We start from the raw sequence: 17,875 nt of genomic DNA, 5'->3' as shown, positions 1-17,875 counted from the left end.
CACTCACGGTCAGGAATGGCCGAGCTCCTCGGAAGCCGATTCGTCCACCGAACCTGCTTCCTCCTCCATCAGGTCGTAACCCAGATCGTCGAGAATCGGGATGGCCTGCTCCACGGGCGGCGGCAGCACGGCGGCCTCGGAGTGCGCGCCGCACCCGTGGTCGGCGGCCACCACCTTGCCGTCGTCGGGGGCGTACTCGTTAGTGCACACCCCGAACATCTGCCGCAAGCCACCCGCCAGCAGCCAGTAGAAGCCGCAGGTGGAGCATTGCGCGGGAGCGGCGTGTGCGATCGGCGTGTGCGGCCCGTGCTCGCCCGAGTGCCAGCGTCTGGCAGCCCGGTCCTTGCCGATGGCCGAGAGCACACGGGCTCGGCCCAGGCCGTACTCGAAAACCGCCTGATGGTCGGCGTCGTCGTCGGTCTCGGTGAAACCCGGCGCGAGCCTGTCGTCGTCGTCCGCGGTCGGCAGCAGGTCGCCCACGCCCAGGTCGCCGGGGCGCAGCCGCTCACTCCACGGCAGCCACTCGGGCGCCAGCAGTGCCCCCGAGCCCGGCAGCAGCACGGCCTCGCTCACCGTGACCTTCTTCGCGCGCGAGGCGCGCGTCACGGTGACGGCCCAGCGCCAGCCGCGATAAGCCCGGTCAAGGCAGGCGAAGTAATGGGTGACGATCCGGTCGCCTTCGCTCTCGTAACCGAGGTGCTCGCCGGGCTCGCCCGGCCGCGCTAGCTCCTCGGCCGCGGCACGCGCCAGATCGACCGCGGCGACACAGGCCTGGTCGGGAGCGGAGACGCGGGCCCTGGTGCGGCTCATCGGGCCGCCTCCGCCGAAAGGTGCTGTTCGCTCACACTTCATTCTCACCCATCACGGGACCTGCGGGGGCCCACACGGCCGAGATCGGGCCAGTATCGGGTAAGACTGGTACTCGTGGAGGGAGGCTGGGAGCGGGCACGCCACATCTCCCGGCGCGTGGCGCGTGGCGCCGCTGACGCCGGACGCGCCACCGTGCGCGCGACCAAGGCCACCGCCGGCGGCACCGTCCGGGCGACCAAGGCCACCGCGAGCGGCACCGCGCGGGCCGGCAAGGCCACCGCCAGGGGCGCGCGCGGCGTCGGCAAGGCCGCCCGCAAGCTCACGTACGCGGGCGGCGCGGGCCGCACCGGGCTCGGCCGGCTGATCGAGCTGTCGGCAGGCAACAGCGCCTGCGACGCGCTCGTCACCGTGGCGCTCGCCAGCACCGTCTTCTTCGGCGTCCCCGTGGGCGAGGCGCGCGGCTCTGTGGCCCTCTACCTCGTCATCACGATGGTGCCGTTCGCGCTGCTCGCGCCGTTCGTGGGGCCGATACTCGACCGGTTCAGGTCCGGCCGCCGCTACGTGATGGCCGGCACGCTGTTCGGGCGCGGCCTGCTGTGCTTCGCCATGGCGGCGGCCGTGGGCCCCGGCGACCTGCCGACGCTGTTCATCGGGGCGCTGGGCGTGCTGGTGCTGTCGAAGGCGTACAACGTGTCGCGGGCGGCGATCATGCCGAGCGTGCTGCCCGCCGACATCACGCTGGTGTCGGCGAACGCGCGGGTGGCGCTGTTCACGCTGGTCTCGGCCGGGGTCGCGGTGCCGCTCGGCGCCGGGCTGACCGCCTGGCTCGGCAGCGCGGCGATCCTGCGCGTGGCCATGGTGGGCTTCCTGCTGCTGGGCGTGGTCGCGGTACGCCTGCCGCGGCACGTCGACTCCCCCGACACGGAGGAGGAGGGCGCGGCCCCGCGCTGGCGCACCCTGCTCAAGGTGGGGCCCGCGGTCGCCGAGGCCGTCTGGGCCAACGTGGCCATCCGGCTCTTCTCCGGATTCCTGCTGTTCTTCCTGCTCTTCCTGGTGCAGGACGAGGCCGTGCCGTGGCTGGCCGCCGCGGAGCCGTGGGCGCGCGACCCGTTCTTCGACATCCCCAAGACGATCGCGCTGCTGGCGGGCGCGGCCGGGCTGGGCGGCCTGGCGGGCGCCGTGGTGGCCAACTGGACACGCAACAACGCGCCGCAGCTCATCGTGCTGGTGACGCTGGCGCTGACCGCGGTGACCGCCATCGTCACCGCGATCTTCTTCGGGGTGTGGACGGCGCTGCTGATCTCGCTGGTCGCGGCCTTCGCCCAGGAGCTGGGCAAGCTGGCGCTCGACGCGATCGTGCAGCGGGAGATCGGCGAGGAGGTGCGTTCGTCCACCTTCGGCGTGGTGGAGGCCGTGCTGCAGCTCGCCTGGGTGTTCGGCGGGCTGGTCGGGCTGGTGCTGTCGCTCACCGAGAGCAGCCTGGCGGGGCTGGTGGCGCTGGCCGTCGCGCTGACGGCGGCGCTGGGGTGGCTGCTGATCTCCCGGCGGAAGCGGGTGCGCGCGACCAAGGCCAAGCTGCGCCGCCAGCGCGCCGAGGCCCCCGCCGACGCCGCGCCCGGCCACCCATCGCCCGGCCACCCATCGCCCGGCCACCCATCGCCCGATCACGCCGCGACCGCGCATCCCTCGACGGGCCACGCCTCGCCCGCTCACACCGCGCCCGATGACGCCTCTCCCGGTTACGCCGGGCCGGGTTCCTCCGACGAGGTCAGCCCGTACGACAGGACCGTCCCCAACGGCGAGCAGCCGCCACGCAAGGAGAAGCTCGACTCCACCAAACCCCTCACCAACCCGAACGGCTGACCCGCCCCCAGGCAGGCAGGCGGGCCGGGACGCCGGGAAACGGGGTCAGGCGTCGAGGTCGTCGGCGACCGCCCGGAGCACCTGGGCGATCTTCTTGGCATGCGCCGCGTCCGGGTGCTTGCCCCGCTGGTAGGAGGTCGAGACCCCGTCGAGCAGCTTGATCAGGTCCTCGACGATGACCACCATCTCGTCCGGCTTCTTCCGCTTGCCCTTGGGCTTGGTCTTGGCCAGCGTCGGCGGCTGCTCCAGGATCCTCACGGAGAGCGCCTGCTGGCCCCTGCGGCCCTCGGCCACGCCGAACTCGACCTTCTGGCCGGGCTTGAGCGGGCCTGCGCCGGCGGGCAGCGCGGATGAATGCACGAAGACCTCACCGCCGTCGTCGCGGGTGAGGAAGCCGAAACCCTTGTCGGCGTCGTACCACTTGACCTTGCCACTCGGCACAGGAGGACCTCGTTCAAACAGTCGAAAAGATGATGGATGGATGTAGGTTATGCCCCGCGAAGCTCCGGGGCGACCGGGTAATTACGGGACAATTAGCGAAGCGCATCATGCTCGCGCCAACCGGTGAACCAGGCGGCGAATTCGGTCAGGTCGCCCAGTGCCACATCTGCTCCGTGATCACGCAGCTCTCCCACCGTGTAGGGGCCGGTCGCGACTGTCACGCTCACGGCGCCGCCCGCGCGTGCCGCCTGGATGTCCGCGACATGGTCACCAACATAAGCCGCCGCGCCGAAGCGCGCGAGTGCCGATCCCTTGTCCGCTCCGAAAACCGAGCCGACCACTTCGTCCACGTCCAGCCCGAGCACCTTGACCGTGCCTCTGGCGTCGCGGGCGTTCTTGCCCGTCACCACGATCACCCCGCCGCCGGCCTGGCGGACGGCGGCGATGGCGTCGTGCGCGCCGGCCATGGCCGTGTGCACCGGAACCCCCATTTCCGGATATATCTCTCGATAGAGGTCGGCGGCGGCCGGCACCTCCGCCGAAGGCAACCAGTTGGCCAGCTCCATCTCCAGCGGCGGCCCCAAGCGGCTCACGATCGCCGCGCTGTCGAATGGCACGCCCAATCGCACGGCCAGCTCGTCGTAAACGGCCGCGATGCCCGCCCGCGTGTCCGCCAAAGTCATGTCGAGGTCGAATCCCACCGAAGTCATCACAGAGTGCAGGATGCCAAACGGCCCCCTACCCCACGTAACGGCCCTTGTTCCACGGCAAGAGAAATGGGAAGAAAGGAGTTACTTATCGGAGAGGAGCGGCCTTGACCGACACCCCTGAGCCCGGCGACCGGCTCGTCGCCTCCTCCGCCCCTCCCCGCCCCCACCGCCCGGCCCGCCCCGGCGGGCACACCGTGACGGCCAGGCAGCGCGCCGCCTCCACCCTGGCCGGCCTCGTGCGGCTGGCCTCCCGGGTGGCCGCGCTGGCCCTCCTGCTCTACGCGCTCTTCACAGTTCTCCGCGCCAACCCGGGCAACGTCTGGTACCAGTTCGTCGAGCTGCTCGCCTCGTACCTCTCGCTGGGCCTGGCCAACCTCTTCCAGCTCGCCGACCCGCGCTGGACGGCGCTGGTCAACTACGGGCTCGCCGCGATCGTCTGGCTGATCATCGGCTCCGCCCTGGCGGGGCTGATCCGGCGCGCGGGCTCCTGAGGACGAAGTGCGACCCCCGCAGCGTGCCGCTGAACCGCGACCCGCGGAAGCGATTACTCTCCTTACGGAGGTATCAGCGTAGATATGAGCAGATCGACCCGTGAGCGGATCATCGATGAGGCCCTCAGGCTTTTCGCCGAGCGAGGGTACTCCGCCACGTCCGTGGCCGAGATCGAGGCCGCCTCAGGGCTGTCTCCAGGCGCCGGAGGGCTCTACCGGCACTTCAAGTCCAAGTACGAGGTGCTGTCCGCCGCCATCAACGAGCACGCCAGCCGCACGAGATATCAGGTGGCCGAGAGCCTGGCCCAGCTCGGCAGCATGGAAGCCTCCGTGGACCTGGAGGAGCGGCTGGCCCACGTGTGCCGCGCCGGCCTGGCCAAGGTGCGCGAGGAGTCCGAGCTGACCCGGGTCTTCTTCCGCGACCTGAGCCAGTTCCCCGAGCTGGTCGCGGTGGTGCGCGAAGGGCTGATGCAGCCGATGTTCGACGCCATCGTGAGCTGGTTCCAGGCGCAGCCCGAGTACCGCGACGTCAAGCTCGACTGGGCGGGCATCTCGACCGTGCTCGGCGGCTCCGTGGTGCACTACCGGCTGTTCCAGGAGACGGTGGGCGAGCTGCCTGGGCACGCGGAGAAGGACCAGTTCGTGGCCGCCTGGGTACGCCTGGCCGTCGGACTGCTGCCCAGCCCGGCGCCGGTCAGCTGACGTCCAGCAGCCGGTAGGCCAGCCACACGACGCCCACGCCCGTACCGATCATGAACATCGTGCCGCTGACGTCGAAGAACTGCTGGACGAACGCCTGCACCCCCGCCTCGATCCCCACCCGCAGACCGCCGATGACCACCCCGCCCACCGAGTAGCCCAGCAGCGGCGCGCCGATCCCGAGGAACTTGTCGCGCGCGTTCCAGCTCTCCCCGAACAGCACCAGCGCCGCGCCCACCGCCCACACCACCAGGGGCACCTCGAAGATCGCCACCGGTGGCAGGTCGATCGGCACCAGCAGCGCCGCCACCACCAGGATCACCATCGCCGCCACGTCGCGGGGGTGCTCCTTGACGATGGTCCTGGCGTCCCTGCCGCCGGTGGCCATCGGGTTGGCGCTGGACATGGCCGCCCTGCGCAGGCCCGCGAACGGCAGGCCGCGGCCCTGCTGCCGCCTGTCGACCCTTTCCTGAGCGAGTCTGCGGTACGTGCGGACGCCGGGAGGTGAGGCGCCGTCGTCCACGATGGCGGGAAACCTCCGCGTGTCCCCCACACCTTCCGCCGCCGCGCCCGTGCCCAGCGCCGGGCCGCCCGCCGGTCCGTCAGCCGACCCACCCGCGCCGCGCGCCGCCACCGCGCCCGGGACGGCCGCCGTGCCCGAGGAAGCCGGGACCGAAGAAGCCGCGGCTGAGGAAACCGGGCCCGAAGAAGCCGGGACCGTGGCGCGCGCCGTCGCAACCCCCGCGGCCTCCAGCCTCCTGACCTCCCGCTCGACCAGAGCCACCGGATCCCCGAACCGCGCCAGCACCTTGGCCACCTGACGAGCGTTCTGGCTGCCGCCCCGCTCGGCCTCGATCCTGGCCCGCAGCCGCCTGGCGAAGTCGAGCCGCTGGTCGGCCCTGAGCACGCCGTGAGCGGCGTCGGCAGCCGCCGAGACGTAGTTCAGCACGAGCTGGTCCGCGCGCTCTATCACGCCTAGCAATGCTGCCCCAATCAGGGGGGACATACCATGGCAACGATGGAGTTCACGGAGTGGATCAGGGGGCGCACCGACGAACAGCTACGGGCGCTCGTCTCCGCGCGCCCCGAGTTGATCACTCCGGTGCCCGCGCATCTGGAGGGCCTCGCCTCGCGGGCCGCCAGTCCTTCGGCGATCGGCAGGGTGCTGGACCGGCTCGACCGGTTCACGCTGGCCGTCGTGGAGACGCTGGCGGTGCGGGAGGAGCCGATCTCGAAGGACGCGCTGCACGACCTCATCGGCAGGGCGCTGGCGTCCGACGATCTGGGCCGGGCGGAGGGCGGCGGGGTGGGTGATCCGGAGCCCGCGCTGTCCACGGCGCTCGACAGGCTGCGCGACCTGGCCCTGGTCTACGGGCCTGACGACGCGCTGGAGCTGGGCCCCGGCGTGCGCAAGGTGCTCGACGACCCGGCGGGCCTGGGCCCGAGGGTGACTGACGCGTTCCGTCACCACGCGCCCGAGCAGCTCGACGAGATGGCCGACGACGTCGCCCCCGGCACGGCGGGCTCGGGCAAGGAACGCCTGGCCGCCGCGCTGACCGAGCCGGGCTCGCTCATCGGGGCCGTGTCGCCCGAGGCGAGGGGCGCGCTGGATCAGCTCGTCTGGGGCCCGCCCACCGGCCGCGTGCCCAACGCCAGGCGCGAGGTCCGGGTGGCCTCGGCCCGCTCGCCCATCGAGGAGCTGCTCGCCCGCGGCCTGCTGGCCGCCACGGGTGAGGAGAGCGTGACGCTGCCCCGCGAGGTCGGCCTCTTCCTGCGCGGCGGCCGGGTGCACCGCGACCTGCTGGCCGTCCCGCCGGCGCTGCACGGCGCCACGCGCGATCCGAGCCTGGCCGACCGTACGGCGGCGGGGCAGGCGTTCTCGTTCGTCAGGGCCGTGGAGGAGCTGTGCGAGCGGTGGAGCGTCGAGCCGCCGGGTGTGCTGCGCACCGGCGGTCTGGGCGTCCGCGACCTGAAGCGCGCGGCGGGCGAGCTGGACCTGCCGGAGTGGGTGACGGCGCTGGTGGTCGAGGTCGCGCACGCGGCCGGGCTGATCGCGTCCGGCGGCGGCGTGGACGGCGAGTGGCTGCCGACGTCCGGCTACGACCTGTGGCGGGTCAGGTCCACGGCCGACCGCTGGACGACGCTCGCGGCCACCTGGCTGCACATGGACCGGGTGCCGGGCCTGGTCGGCGAGCGCGACGACCGCGACAGGCCGCTCAACGCCCTGCACACCGACCTGCGCCGCTCGTCCGCGCCGGGGGTCAGGGCGGCGACGCTGGGCGTGCTCGCCGCGGCGCCCGGTCTGGCGCCCGACCGTGACTCCGTGCTCGAACGGCTGGCGTGGGAGCAGCCGCGCCGCCGCGGCCCGCTGCGCGAGCAGCTCGTCGACTTCACGTTGCGGGAGGCCGAGCAGGTCGGCGTGACGGGGCTGGGCGCGCTGTCCGGTCACGGGCGGGCGCTGGTCGAGGGCGGCGCGGCGGCCGAGGCGCTGGCGCCGCTGCTGCCCGAGCCCGTCGATCACGTGCTGCTGCAGGCCGACCTCACCGCCGTCGCGCCGGGGCCACTGACGAGCGAGCTGAACCGCTGGATGACGCTCACCGCCGACGTCGAGTCGAAGGGCGGGGCGACGGTCTACCGGTTCAGCGAGAGCTCGATCAGGCGCGCGCTCGACGCGGGCCACGGCGGCGAGGAGCTGGTGTCGATGCTGGCCCGCCACTCCGCCACGCCGGTGCCGCAGGCGCTGTCGTACCTGGTGACGGACGTGGCCAGGCGGCACGGGCGGATCCGGGTGGGCACCGCGAGCGCGTACGTCCGCTGCGACGACCCCGCCCTGCTCGACCAGATCACCGCCGACCGCCGCTCGGCCGCGCTGCGGCTGCGCCGGCTCGCGCCGACCGTCATCGCCTCCCGCTCGTCCAGGGCGGCGCTGGTCGACTCGCTGCGGGCGATGGGGTACGCCCCCGTCGCCGAGTCGCTCGACGGCGACGTGATCATCTCCCAGCTCGAAAGCCGGCGCACCGAGGGGGTGGCGCCCGCCCGCGCCGTGGCCTCGCCCAACGGCCTCGACCCTGAGGTCGCGACGGCGGCCGTGCGCGCGCTGCGCGCCGGTGACGCGGCGCACCTGGCGCGGCGGGAGCCGGTGGACGCCCCGGGCGGTCAGGTGCCGCGCGGGCCCGCCACGGCGACCATCTCGGCGTTGCAGGAGGCGATCAAGCAGGGGGTGCGGGTGTGGATCGGCTACCTCGACTCGCAGGGCAACGCGACCTCGCGCATCCTGGAGCCTGCCCGGATGGAGGGCGGCTACCTCACCGCGTACGACGAGACAAGGGCGGCCGTGCACCGCTTCGCCCTGCACCGCATCACCGGCGTCGCAGGCCTCTGACCCGCGCTGCACCGGCGTCGCAGGCCTGTGACCCGCGCTAACCGGCGTCGCAGGCCTGTGACCCGCGCTAACCGGCGTCGCAGGCCTGTGACCCCCCGCTTCACCCGTGCGGCAGGGCTTTGATCGACTGAGCGGCCACCGCCGCCGCGGGGCCGCCCAGCGTCTCCAGACGCCGCAGCAGCCGCGCGCAGTCGCCGGGATAGCGCACGGCCAGCCCGCCGCCCAGCGCGACCGCCGCCGCCGTCGCCCTGATGTCCACCGGGTCGGCGGCCCACCCCACCGCGATCCCGAGCGCCGCGGGGGCGAGGGTGTCGTCGGCGCACATGTACGACAGCACGTTGGCCGCCGCCACCCGCTCGGCCGCGCTCCCCTGGGCCCAGACCTCCAGGAACTCCTGCCGCGCCTCCCGCATGGCGTGCCGGGCCAGCAACGCCACCCCTTCCGCCGCCCGTACCTGGAGGGCGGGCCCCTGCGACGGCAGCGACCTGACCCATTCCCGCAGCGGCTGCCACAGCGAGAACCCGTACCGCACGGCCAGCTCGGCCAGCACCCGGCCGCGCTGGTGCCCGGCGCGGAAGGCGACGAGCCCGTCCTCGGCGAGGATGAGCGGCCCGGTGACGGGCCGCCGGCCGATCTCGTGGCAGAGCCGTTCGAGCCGGGCGAGCTGCTCGTCGAAGGCGGCCTCGGCGAGCCGGTGGGTGAAGGCGAGCGCCGCGACGGCCAGCACCTCGCGCATGGGCGGCTTGGTGTCGAGCCAGGCCGCCACCTCCTCCCCTGAAGGCTCGCCACCGGGGGCCAGGCGCGCGGCGAGGCGGACGACCTCGGCGGGCGTCGGCAGCGTCAGCGCCAGCTCCCTGGCCCGGTTCAGCTCCTCGGGTGACAGCCCGGCGCGCAGGTCGTAGGTGCTCAGGCACAGGTCGAACAGCTCTCCCGGCTCGGGCACGGCCCACGCGTGCTCCACCTCGACGGCCTGCGACAGACCCTCACTCCTGGTGATCACCAGGTACGAGCCCAGCTCGGCCAGCTTGCGCGCCAGGTTGATGAGCTCGGTGCGGTCGGTGCTGGCCGCGATCCAGTCGTGCAGCAGGTACGCCCTGCCGGGCTCGTACTCGGTGCCGGCCAGCAGGTCGTGCGCCCCGGCGGCCGGGGACAGCACGGTGATGGTGCTCTCGGCCAGCGACATGCGCGACAGCAGCGCCAGCGCCCCTAATCGCCGCCCGGTCTCCTGCTCGCCGACGAGCACCAGCAGGTGGCGGGTGGCCAGACGGCGCACCCCCTCGGGGAAGCAGCCGGGCTCCAGGTACGAGCGGAGCAGCGTGTCGGCCTCCCGTCGGGTGAGGTCTCTGGTGGCCGGGCCGGCCACGGCGCGGAGGTGCTCGGTGACGGCCATGAGGCTCCCCGCGAGCGTCATGTTGTCGAGGTCGATCTCGCCTGGCTCAGGCGTTTCGGTCACGAAGCCACCTCGGTAGCTAACTGGAAACTTTTCTACAGGAATTAACGCGAGACAACGAGTTTCTTCGTTAATACAGGTGGTCACCAAGCGTCATCACCTGGCTGCTGATCTGCGAAGACAGGCGAACAGGAACGTCTTGCGACTCTCGGCACACCACCTTTACACGATCTCGACCAACATGAAAACACGTATGGCGACAGAAGAAGCGATATACCTATTTACGGGCTACAAGACCATCGTCCACAATGACTAGTCAAGAGGCCGAGGCTTGACTGAAGCTCCTCACACGCATCAGGTTGTGCATGTGACCGAGCAAACGCTGGGCAGGCTGGCGGAGGAGTCGTGGGGCCGCTTCGACGACCACGACTCGGTGTACTACGAAGGCGTCTGGCACCGCAGTCACGCGCTCGCCGAGCGGGCGCGCCGGATGAGCGGCGGTTTCGCCGAGGCGGGCATCAGGCCGGGCGACCGGGTGGCCGTCATGATGGCCAACTCCCCCGAGGTGCCGATCGTCTACCAGGCGCTGTGGGCGGCGGGCGCGGTGGTGACGCCGGTGGTGTTCCTGGTGGGCGCGGAGGAGCTGCGCCACCTGCTGATCGACAGCGGCGCCGCCGCGATCGTCACCTCGCCCGAGCTGGCGCCGACCGTCCGCGCCGCGAACGCCGGCATCCCCGTCTACGAGGACACCGCGGAGCTGGAACGGGCGGCGGAACGCGGCCCTGTCGCCCGCGACCCCGGCGACCTGGCGGCGCTCCTCTACACCGGCGGCACGACCGGCAAGGCCAAGGGCGTCATGCTGAGCCACCACGGCCTGTGGCAGGTGGCCAAGGACGCCTTCGACCTGTCCCACCAGGAGGGCAGGAACCGCGCGCTGGTGCCCGTGCCGCTGTCGCACTCGTACGGGCTGATCATCACGATCGCCTCGCTGCACGCCACCGAGCCGCAGCAGGCGGTGCTGATGCGCTGGTTCGAGCCGCGGGCGTTCCTGGAGCTGGCCGCCGGGCAGCGCGTGCAGTACGGCACCGTCGTGCCGTCCATGATCCACCTGCTGCTCGCCGAGCCGCTGGAGGAGCACCCGCTGCCCGACCTGGCCTACCTGACCTGCGGCGCGGAGCCGCTCGGCAGGTCGACGCTGGAGGAGTTCGAGCGCAGGATGCCCGGCGTGCAGATCCTGGAGGGCTACGGGCTGACCGAGACCAGCGCGGTCACCACGTTCAACCCGCCGGGCAGGCGGCGGATCGGCAGCGTCGGCCTGCCGCTGTCCGGCTACACGATCACCATCCGCGACAGCGACGGCGAGGTGATGGAGATCGGCGACGTCGGCGAGGTCTGCGTTTCCGGCGACTCGCTGATGCTCGGCTACTGGGGCGAGCAGCAGCCCGACCCCGAGGGCACCGCGCTGACCGGCAAGGAGCTGCGGACCGGCGACATCGGCTGCGTGGACGACGACGGCTACCTCTACATCGTGGACAGGAAGAAGGACCTGATCATCCGCGGCGGCTTCAACGTCTTCCCGCGCGACGTCGAGGACGCGCTCGACCGGCACCCCGACGTCGTGCTGTCGGGCGTCGTGGGGCGGCCCGACCCCAGATTCGGGGAGGAGGTCGTGGCGTTCGTGCAACTCAGGCCGGATGCTACGGTGACCGCCGAGGAGCTGATCGAGTGGGCCCGCGAGCGGGTCGGGCGGGTGAAGTACCCGCGCGAGATCCGCTTCGTCGACTCCATCCCGCTGACGAGCGTGCTCAAGCTCGACCGCAAGGCGCTGCGCGGCAGGCTCGGCTGAGTCACCCCGGAGATCTCGTGCTCTCGGTCAGACGCGTGTCAATTCCGTGATAAGTGTTGACCTGTCTGGAGGTGAACATGAGTCAGGGTGACCCGTCGGGATATCCGTACCAGCCTTATGGCGCGCCTTACGGCGAGCAGCCGCCCCCGCCGTACGGCTACGGCTACCCGCCTCCCCCGCGCAGCAACGGGCCGAGTGCCAACGCGATCGTCTCCCTGGTGCTCAACCTCTTCGCGCTGGTCTCCTGCTGCAACATTCTCGGGCTGCCCGGCGCGATCCTGGCGGGCCTGGCCATCAGCAAGTCGAGCAACGAGCCACAGACGGCCCGCACCATGGTCATGTGGAGCTGGATCCTGTTCGGGGTGGGCTTCGTGCTCACCATCGGCACGTTCGTCGTCCTGGGCGTCAACGGCGCCTTCGACGAGTGACCAGGCGATCCTGAGGACTAATCCTGGCCCGCCCGTTGTTGGAGACTCGGAGCGGGGGCGCCGGGATCGAGAGACGATGGTCCTGTTGCGCCAGGCCCCCGTCTGAACCCCACGGAGATTGCCAGTGAGCGATGGACCGCTGATCGTCCAGTCGGACAAGACGCTGCTGCTCGAGGTCGACCACGAGCGGGCCGACGCCTGCCGGAAGGCGATCGCGCCGTTCGCCGAGCTCGAGCGCGCTCCAGAACACGTGCACACCTACCGGGTGACGCCGCTGGCGCTGTGGAACGCGCGCGCCGCCGGCCACGACGCCGAGCAGGTCATCGACGCGCTCATCAGCTTCAGCCGCTATCCGGTGCCGCACGCGCTGCTGGTGGACGTGGCCGAGACGATGGCCCGCTACGGGCGGCTGCGGCTGGAGAAGGACCCCGTCCACGGGCTCATCCTGACCTCCACCGACCGGGCCGTGCTCGAAGAGGTGCTGCGCTCGAAGAAGATCCAGCCGATGCTGGGCGAGCGAGTCGGCGCCGACACGGTCATCGTGCACCCCAGCGACCGCGGCAACGTCAAGCAGGCCCTGCTCAAGCTGGGCTGGCCGGCTGAAGACCTGGCCGGGTACGTGGACGGCGAGGCCCACCCCATCGAGCTGCGCCAGGACGGCTGGGAGCTGCGCCCGTACCAGCGGGAGGCGGCGGAGGCGTTCTGGAACGGCGGCTCGGGCGTGGTCGTGCTGCCCTGCGGGGCGGGCAAGACCATCGTCGGCGCGGCCGCCATGGCGCACGCCAAGGCCACCACGCTCATCATGGTCACGAACACGGTCTCGGCCCACCAGTGGAAGACCGAGCTGCTCAAGCGCACGTCGCTGACCGAGGACGAGATCGGCGAGTACTCCGGCAACAAGAAGGAGATCCGCCCGGTCACCATCGCCACCTACCAGGTGATGACCACCCGCCGCAAAGGCGTCTACAGCCATCTGGAGCTGTTCGACGCCCGCGACTGGGGTCTGATCGTCTACGACGAGGTGCACCTGCTGCCCGCGCCGATCTTCCGGATGACCGCCGACCTCCAGGCCCGCAGGCGGGTCGGGCTGACCGCGACGCTGGTGCGCGAGGACGGGCGCGAGGGCGACGTGTTCTCCCTGATCGGCCCCAAGCGGTACGACGCGCCCTGGAAGGAGATGGAGAACCAGGGCTGGATCGCGCCGGCCGACTGCGTCGAGGTGCGCGTGACGCTGACGGACGAGGAGCGGCTGGCGTACGCGATGGCCGAGTCGGAGGAGCGCTACCGCTTCTGCGCCACCACGCCGTCCAAGACGCACGTGACCGAGGCCCTGGTCCGCCGCCACCTGGGCGAGCAGGTGCTGGTCATCGGCCAGTACATCGACCAGCTCGACGAGCTGGGCGAGCACCTCAACGCCCCGGTGATCAAGGGCGAGACGAGGGTGAAGGAGCGCGAGCGGCTCTACCAGGCCTTCCGCGACAAGGAGATCCAGGTGCTGGTGGTGTCGAAGGTGGCGAACTTCTCCATCGACCTGCCGGAGGCGACGGTCGCGATCCAGGTGTCGGGCACGTTCGGCTCGCGCCAGGAGGAGGCGCAGCGGCTGGGACGGGTGCTGCGGCCCAAGTCCGACGGTGGGGGCGCGCGGTTCTACACGGTGGTCAGCCGTGACACGGTCGATCAGGAGTTCGCGGCGCACCGGCAGCGGTTCCTGGCCGAGCAGGGGTACGCCTACCAGATCATCGACGCCGACGACGTGCTGGGCGGGGTGTGAGGATTGTGATGCCCGGCCGCTCGTCCTGAGCGGCCAGGCACTCAACGTGGCGTCACGTCCACGAGACTCCGCGGGCCGACGACATTCGAACCACCCCCCTCACCTGCGTACTATCACGCCGCCTGCGACATACCCTCATGATCCGGCAAACCCACCTGATATGCCCGAATTTTTCGGTATTCCCAGGTTCGTTACAGCTTGCGGGGATCAGCGCACCAGGCTCCCGCCTCAGCGCACCAGGCTCCCTCCTCAGCGCACCAGCATGCCGCCGAGGAAGAGCACGCCCTCCGCCGCGATCCACGCCAGCACCCCGGCGCCCATCAGCCGAGCGAACGCCCGCGGATCATGTCGTGACCAGGGCAGCAACCAGGCGGCAGCCGTGCAGCAGGCGGCCAGCGCGGCGAACAGCCCCGACACGGTGGAGACCGTGCCCAGCCGCTGCGAGCACGCGGACGCGGCCTCGCCACCCGCGCAGAACGCCTCCAGCCCCCACCCCGCGAACACCGACAGGCCCCACAGCGCCGCGAGCAGGAAGCTCGCGATCGTGGGGATGATCGGCGAGAACCGGAGCTGAATCCGCGCCACTCGTTATCCCTACCCTTCCCCTCGCCGGTAAATGCTTTGGATCCACGCGGAAGTCGCCACTAGACTGGCCGATTCGCTGCCTTTGACCACCTCCGTAAAGCACCAGGGAGGCGCTTTCGCATGCCCACACACAAGCTGGCTCCGGACATACCAACGGATGTGCTGGCCGCCGAGCAAGCGCATCTTGCCGAATCCAGGGCCGCGCTCACGGCCATGCGCGCCCACGCGCAGTCGCTGTCCGCTGACGCGGCGGGCGACTGGGTGTCGCAGCAGATCCTCCAGTCGCTGCTCGACCAGCGGGTGGCCGCACTCGCCGACCACCCGGACACACCGCTGTTCTTCGGCAGGCTCGACCGGGCCGGCGGCGACGACCTGCCCGGCACCATCTACGTCGGCCGCCGCCACGTGCACGACGGCAGCAGCAAGCCGCTCGTCATCGACTGGCGGGCGCCGGTCTCCCGCGCGTTCTACCAGGCCAGCCCGTCCGACCCGATGGGGATCGTGCGCCGGCGCCGCTTCGGCTACCACGGCGGCAAGCTCACGGCGTTCGAGGACGAGCCGCTCGGCGAGGGCGCTGAGATCGGCCCCTCGAAGATCCTGACCGAGGAGATCGAGCGCCCGCGCACCGGCCCCATGCGCGACATCGTCGCCACCATCCAGCCCGACCAGGACGAGATCGTCCGCTCCACGCTGGCCCAGACCGTGTGCGTCCAGGGCGCGCCCGGCACCGGGAAGACCGCCGTCGGCCTGCACCGGGCGGCCTACCTGCTGTTCACCCACCGCGAGCGGCTCGCCAGGTCCGGCGTCATGATCGTCGGCCCGAACCGCGCCTTCCTGTCCTACATCTCCTCCGTGCTCCCCGCACTCGGCGAGGTCAAGGTCGACCAGACCACGGTGGCGGGCCTGCTCGGCGAGCACTCGGCCCCCGAGGACCCGCTCGTCGCGGCGGTCAAGGGCGACGCCAGGATGGCCGCGGTGCTCGAACGCGCCCTCTGGCTGCACATCGTGAAGCCGACGGACGGCGTGGTGTTCACCAAGGGTGCCTACCGGTACAGGGTGGCCGACTACGAGGTCCGCGAGATCGTCGCCTCCCTGCGCGGCACCACCCGCTACAACCCGGGCCGGGCCGCGCTGGCGCAGCGCCTGGCCCACATGGTGCTTGTCAGGATGGAGCAGCGCGGCGAGTCGCCCGACGACCGGGTGCAGGACGCGGTGGCCAGGTCGAAGCCGGTCAAGCAGCTCGTGGACGCGGTGTGGCCGAAGCTGACGCCCGAGCAGGTGCTGTACCGCCTGCTGTCCGACCCCGAGTTCCTCGCCACGGCCGCCAAGTCCGACCTGACGCCCGGGGAGCAGGAGCTGCTCGGCTGGCGCAAGCCGTACCGGGGCTGGAAGTCCGCGAAGTGGACGGCGGCCGACGCCGCGCTCCTCGACGAGCTGCGCGACCTCATGGAGCGCACGCCCTCGCTCGGCCACCTCGTCGTGGACGAGGCCCAGGACCTGTCCGAAATGCAGCTCAGAGCGCTCGGACGGCGCTGCCGCAACGGCTCCGCCACCGTGCTCGGCGACCTCGCCCAGGGCACCACGCCGTGGTCCACCAGCTCGTGGGAGTCGGTGCTCGAACACCTCGGCCAGCGCGAGGGCGAGGTGACGGAGCTGACGCTCGGCTTCCGCGTGCCCCGCGAGGTCCTCGACTACGCGGCCCGCCTGCTCCCGTCCATCGCCCCCGACCTGGCCGCCCCGCGCTCGCTGCGGCCCGGCGCCGGGTCGCTCACGGTCCGGCAGGGCCTCGCGGTGGCGCAGGCCGCCGGGGAGGCGCTGGCCAAGGAGGGCTCCATCGGCGTCATCGTGCCCGACGCGCTGATCGAGGAGGTCTCCACGGCGCTGGCGGGTGTGCCGCACGCCGTGCTCGATCCCGACTCCGCGCAGGAGCACCGCCTCCTCATCGTGCCGGCCACGCTGGCCAAGGGTCTGGAGTACGACCACGTCATCGTCGTCGAGCCGGCGGACATCGTCGCGGCCGAGCCGAGAGGCCTGGCCCGCCTGTACGTGGTGCTGACCCGGGCCGTCACGTCGCTGACGGTGCTGCACGACAAACCACTCCCGGCACAGCTCGTGGCATGACGGGCGGCGGGCTCGTGGCATGACGAGCGGCGGGCTCGTGGCATGACGAGCGGCGGGCGCGGGCGCTTCTAGGATGGCTGAGCAAGCAGCCACTCACGCTAGGAGGATGCCGTGCCCGCACCCCTTCCCCACGAGTACCTGCCGCCGGTGCCCGAGCTCACGGTCGAGAGCGACGACATCCAGCACGGGCAGACGCTCGCCGATCTGCACGTCTTCAACGACTGGGGCATGACAGGCCAGAACCAGTCGCCCCACCTGCGCTGGTCCGGCGCCCCCGAGGGCACCCGCGGCTACGCCGTCACCTGCTACGACCCCGACGCCCCCACGGGCAGCGGGTTCTGGCACTGGGTCCTGTTCGACCTGCCCGCCTCGGTCACCGAGCTGCCCACGGGTGCGGGCACGGCCCCCGACTTCAAGGGCCTGCCCGACGGAGCCGTCCACGCCCGCAACGACTACGGCAGCAAGGCGTACGGCGGCGCGGCCCCGCCTCCCGGCGACCCGCACCGCTACGTCTTCACGGTGCACGCGCTGGGCGTGGACAAGCTGGGGATCGACAGCGACGTCAGCCCCGCTGTGGCGGGCTTCAACATCACCGCGAACACGCTGGCGCGCGGTCACATCGTCGCCCGCTTCGGCCTCTGAGCCACCCGTCGCGCGGGTGCCTGGCCCGCCGCGTCAGGCACCCGCACGATCCAGCGGCGGTATCAGGAACCCGCCGGATTCAGCGGCGGTATCAGGAACCCGCCCGATTCAGCGGCCCAGTGCCGCCGCCGGGCAGCCCACGAGCTGCGGCAGCACCTCGTCCACGATCGGGATGCCGAGACCGGACTCGGGCGCGCAGATGGGCATGTGCAGCTCACGCGGGAGCACGATGGCGGGCACCGACTCCCTTTCGAGGTGCACCCGCGTCCCCGGCTCGCCGGCGGCGTCCGACTTGGCCTCCATCTCCTCGGCGTGCGCCCGGTCCTCCATCGCGTCGGCTCGCGCCCGGGCAGCCAGCTCGTCGGCGTCCGCCTCGGCCTCCGCTCGCGCTCCGGCGTCCGCCGGGGCGAACAGTGCGGACCAGTGGTCGTCGGCCTGGGCCGGAGCGGCCACGGCGAGCGCGGCGGCGAGAGTGAGGGCCGCGACGCCGATAATACGTGTGCTGCGGAAAAGCACGTTCTGCTCCTTCGGTTGAGGTCGAGCGCCACCACCTTCCCTCACTCCAAGTAATCGATCAATTGTGAAACGTAATAGCAGATAAACAAAACAAGAGCGGCCCGGAAAAACCCGGGCCGCTCTTCGTCCGTGCGACGGGATTAGACCTAGAAGTCCATGTCGCCGCCGCCCGGCATGGCC

At 71.6% G+C, this 17,875-nt stretch carries 16 protein-coding genes; 9 read left to right on the top strand and 7 right to left on the bottom strand.

Going from position 1 to position 17,875, the window contains the following annotated elements; genetic code table 11:
• Nucleotides 1–9 precede the first annotated feature (9 nt).
• The gene (locus FXF51_RS35370; protein WP_148439068.1) at nucleotides 10–810 is read right to left on the bottom strand and encodes a DUF3027 domain-containing protein; all 801 of its coding nucleotides are present in this window, start codon (nucleotides 808–810) and stop codon (nucleotides 10–12) included.
• 114 nt (nucleotides 811–924) lie between these two features.
• Here FXF51_RS35370 and FXF51_RS35365 point away from each other — a divergent pair, with 114 nt between their 5' ends.
• Nucleotides 925–2,673, top strand: coding sequence for an MFS transporter (locus FXF51_RS35365; RefSeq protein ID WP_148439067.1), 1,749 nt, complete (start codon nucleotides 925–927; stop codon nucleotides 2,671–2,673).
• Nucleotides 2,674–2,718: 45 nt separating this feature from the next.
• Here the strand turns inward: FXF51_RS35365 and FXF51_RS35360 are convergent, their stop codons facing one another.
• Both FXF51_RS35360 and FXF51_RS35355 read right to left on the bottom strand, forming a co-directional pair.
• Nucleotides 2,719–3,114, bottom strand: a complete 396-nt coding sequence (locus FXF51_RS35360; protein WP_101789277.1) for a cold-shock protein — start codon at nucleotides 3,112–3,114, stop codon at nucleotides 2,719–2,721.
• A gap of 92 nt (nucleotides 3,115–3,206) precedes the next feature.
• Nucleotides 3,207–3,824, bottom strand: a complete 618-nt coding sequence (locus FXF51_RS35355) for an HAD family hydrolase (protein ID WP_148439198.1) — start codon at nucleotides 3,822–3,824, stop codon at nucleotides 3,207–3,209.
• Nucleotides 3,825–3,928: 104 nt separating this feature from the next.
• On the opposite strand from FXF51_RS35355, the gene FXF51_RS35350 reads away from it, so the two are divergent.
• Both FXF51_RS35350 and FXF51_RS35345 read left to right on the top strand, forming a co-directional pair.
• On the top strand, nucleotides 3,929–4,315 hold the full coding sequence (locus FXF51_RS35350) for a hypothetical protein (protein ID WP_148439066.1): 387 nt from the start codon (nucleotides 3,929–3,931) through the stop codon (nucleotides 4,313–4,315).
• An 84-nt stretch (nucleotides 4,316–4,399) separates the two neighbouring features.
• On the top strand, nucleotides 4,400–5,017 hold the full coding sequence (locus FXF51_RS35345) for a TetR/AcrR family transcriptional regulator (protein WP_148439065.1): 618 nt from the start codon (nucleotides 4,400–4,402) through the stop codon (nucleotides 5,015–5,017).
• Here the strand turns inward: FXF51_RS35345 and FXF51_RS61140 are convergent.
• Nucleotides 5,010–5,987 (bottom strand): hypothetical protein, encoded by a 978-nt coding sequence (locus FXF51_RS61140; protein WP_187414742.1) that lies wholly within the window; start codon nucleotides 5,985–5,987, stop codon nucleotides 5,010–5,012. The genes FXF51_RS35345 and FXF51_RS61140 overlap by 8 nt on opposite strands.
• Nucleotides 5,988–6,032: 45 nt before the next feature.
• Here FXF51_RS61140 and FXF51_RS35330 point away from each other — a divergent pair, with 45 nt between their 5' ends.
• On the top strand, nucleotides 6,033–8,396 hold the full coding sequence (locus tag FXF51_RS35330; protein ID WP_148439062.1) for a helicase-associated domain-containing protein: 2,364 nt from the start codon (nucleotides 6,033–6,035) through the stop codon (nucleotides 8,394–8,396).
• Nucleotides 8,397–8,496: 100 nt separating this feature from the next.
• Here the strand turns inward: FXF51_RS35330 and FXF51_RS35325 are convergent, their stop codons facing one another.
• On the bottom strand, nucleotides 8,497–9,849 hold the full coding sequence (locus FXF51_RS35325) for a hypothetical protein (RefSeq protein ID WP_148439061.1): 1,353 nt from the start codon (nucleotides 9,847–9,849) through the stop codon (nucleotides 8,497–8,499).
• Nucleotides 9,850–10,153: 304 nt separating this feature from the next.
• On the opposite strand from FXF51_RS35325, the gene FXF51_RS35320 reads away from it, so the two are divergent.
• From FXF51_RS35320 to FXF51_RS35310, 3 genes are all read left to right on the top strand, one after another.
• Nucleotides 10,154–11,632, top strand: a complete 1,479-nt coding sequence (locus FXF51_RS35320; RefSeq protein ID WP_148439060.1) for an AMP-binding protein — start codon at nucleotides 10,154–10,156, stop codon at nucleotides 11,630–11,632.
• 77 nt (nucleotides 11,633–11,709) lie between these two features.
• Complete coding sequence (locus FXF51_RS35315; protein ID WP_148439059.1) at nucleotides 11,710–12,060, top strand: hypothetical protein; 351 nt, start codon at nucleotides 11,710–11,712, stop codon at nucleotides 12,058–12,060.
• Between the two features lie 124 nt (nucleotides 12,061–12,184).
• The gene (locus FXF51_RS35310) at nucleotides 12,185–13,831 is read left to right on the top strand and encodes a DNA repair helicase XPB (RefSeq protein WP_148439058.1); all 1,647 of its coding nucleotides are present in this window, start codon (nucleotides 12,185–12,187) and stop codon (nucleotides 13,829–13,831) included.
• A 249-nt stretch (nucleotides 13,832–14,080) separates the two neighbouring features.
• On the opposite strand, the gene FXF51_RS35305 is transcribed toward FXF51_RS35310, so the two are convergent.
• On the bottom strand, nucleotides 14,081–14,416 hold the full coding sequence (locus FXF51_RS35305) for a hypothetical protein (protein ID WP_148439057.1): 336 nt from the start codon (nucleotides 14,414–14,416) through the stop codon (nucleotides 14,081–14,083).
• A 120-nt stretch (nucleotides 14,417–14,536) separates the two neighbouring features.
• Here FXF51_RS35305 and FXF51_RS35300 point away from each other — a divergent pair, with 120 nt between their 5' ends.
• Together FXF51_RS35300 and FXF51_RS35295 are read left to right on the top strand one after the other, a co-directional pair.
• Nucleotides 14,537–16,537 (top strand): HelD family protein, encoded by a 2,001-nt coding sequence (locus tag FXF51_RS35300; RefSeq protein ID WP_148439056.1) that lies wholly within the window; start codon nucleotides 14,537–14,539, stop codon nucleotides 16,535–16,537.
• 111 nt (nucleotides 16,538–16,648) lie between these two features.
• Nucleotides 16,649–17,179 carry a YbhB/YbcL family Raf kinase inhibitor-like protein gene (locus tag FXF51_RS35295; protein ID WP_148439055.1) on the top strand — a complete coding sequence of 177 codons (531 nt, stop codon included), beginning with the start codon at nucleotides 16,649–16,651 and terminating at the stop codon, nucleotides 17,177–17,179.
• 108 nt (nucleotides 17,180–17,287) lie between these two features.
• Here FXF51_RS35295 and FXF51_RS35290 read toward each other — a convergent pair whose 3' ends face one another.
• Nucleotides 17,288–17,695 (bottom strand): hypothetical protein, encoded by a 408-nt coding sequence (locus FXF51_RS35290; protein WP_148439054.1) that lies wholly within the window; start codon nucleotides 17,693–17,695, stop codon nucleotides 17,288–17,290.
• Nucleotides 17,696–17,875 lie beyond the last annotated feature (180 nt).

The organism is Nonomuraea sp. PA05 (assembly GCF_008086045.1).
GTDB lineage: Bacteria > Actinomycetota > Actinomycetes > Streptosporangiales > Streptosporangiaceae > Nonomuraea > Nonomuraea monospora.
Note: the sequence above shows the minus strand (reverse complement) of the source record. Positions and strands in the feature narration are given on the sequence as shown.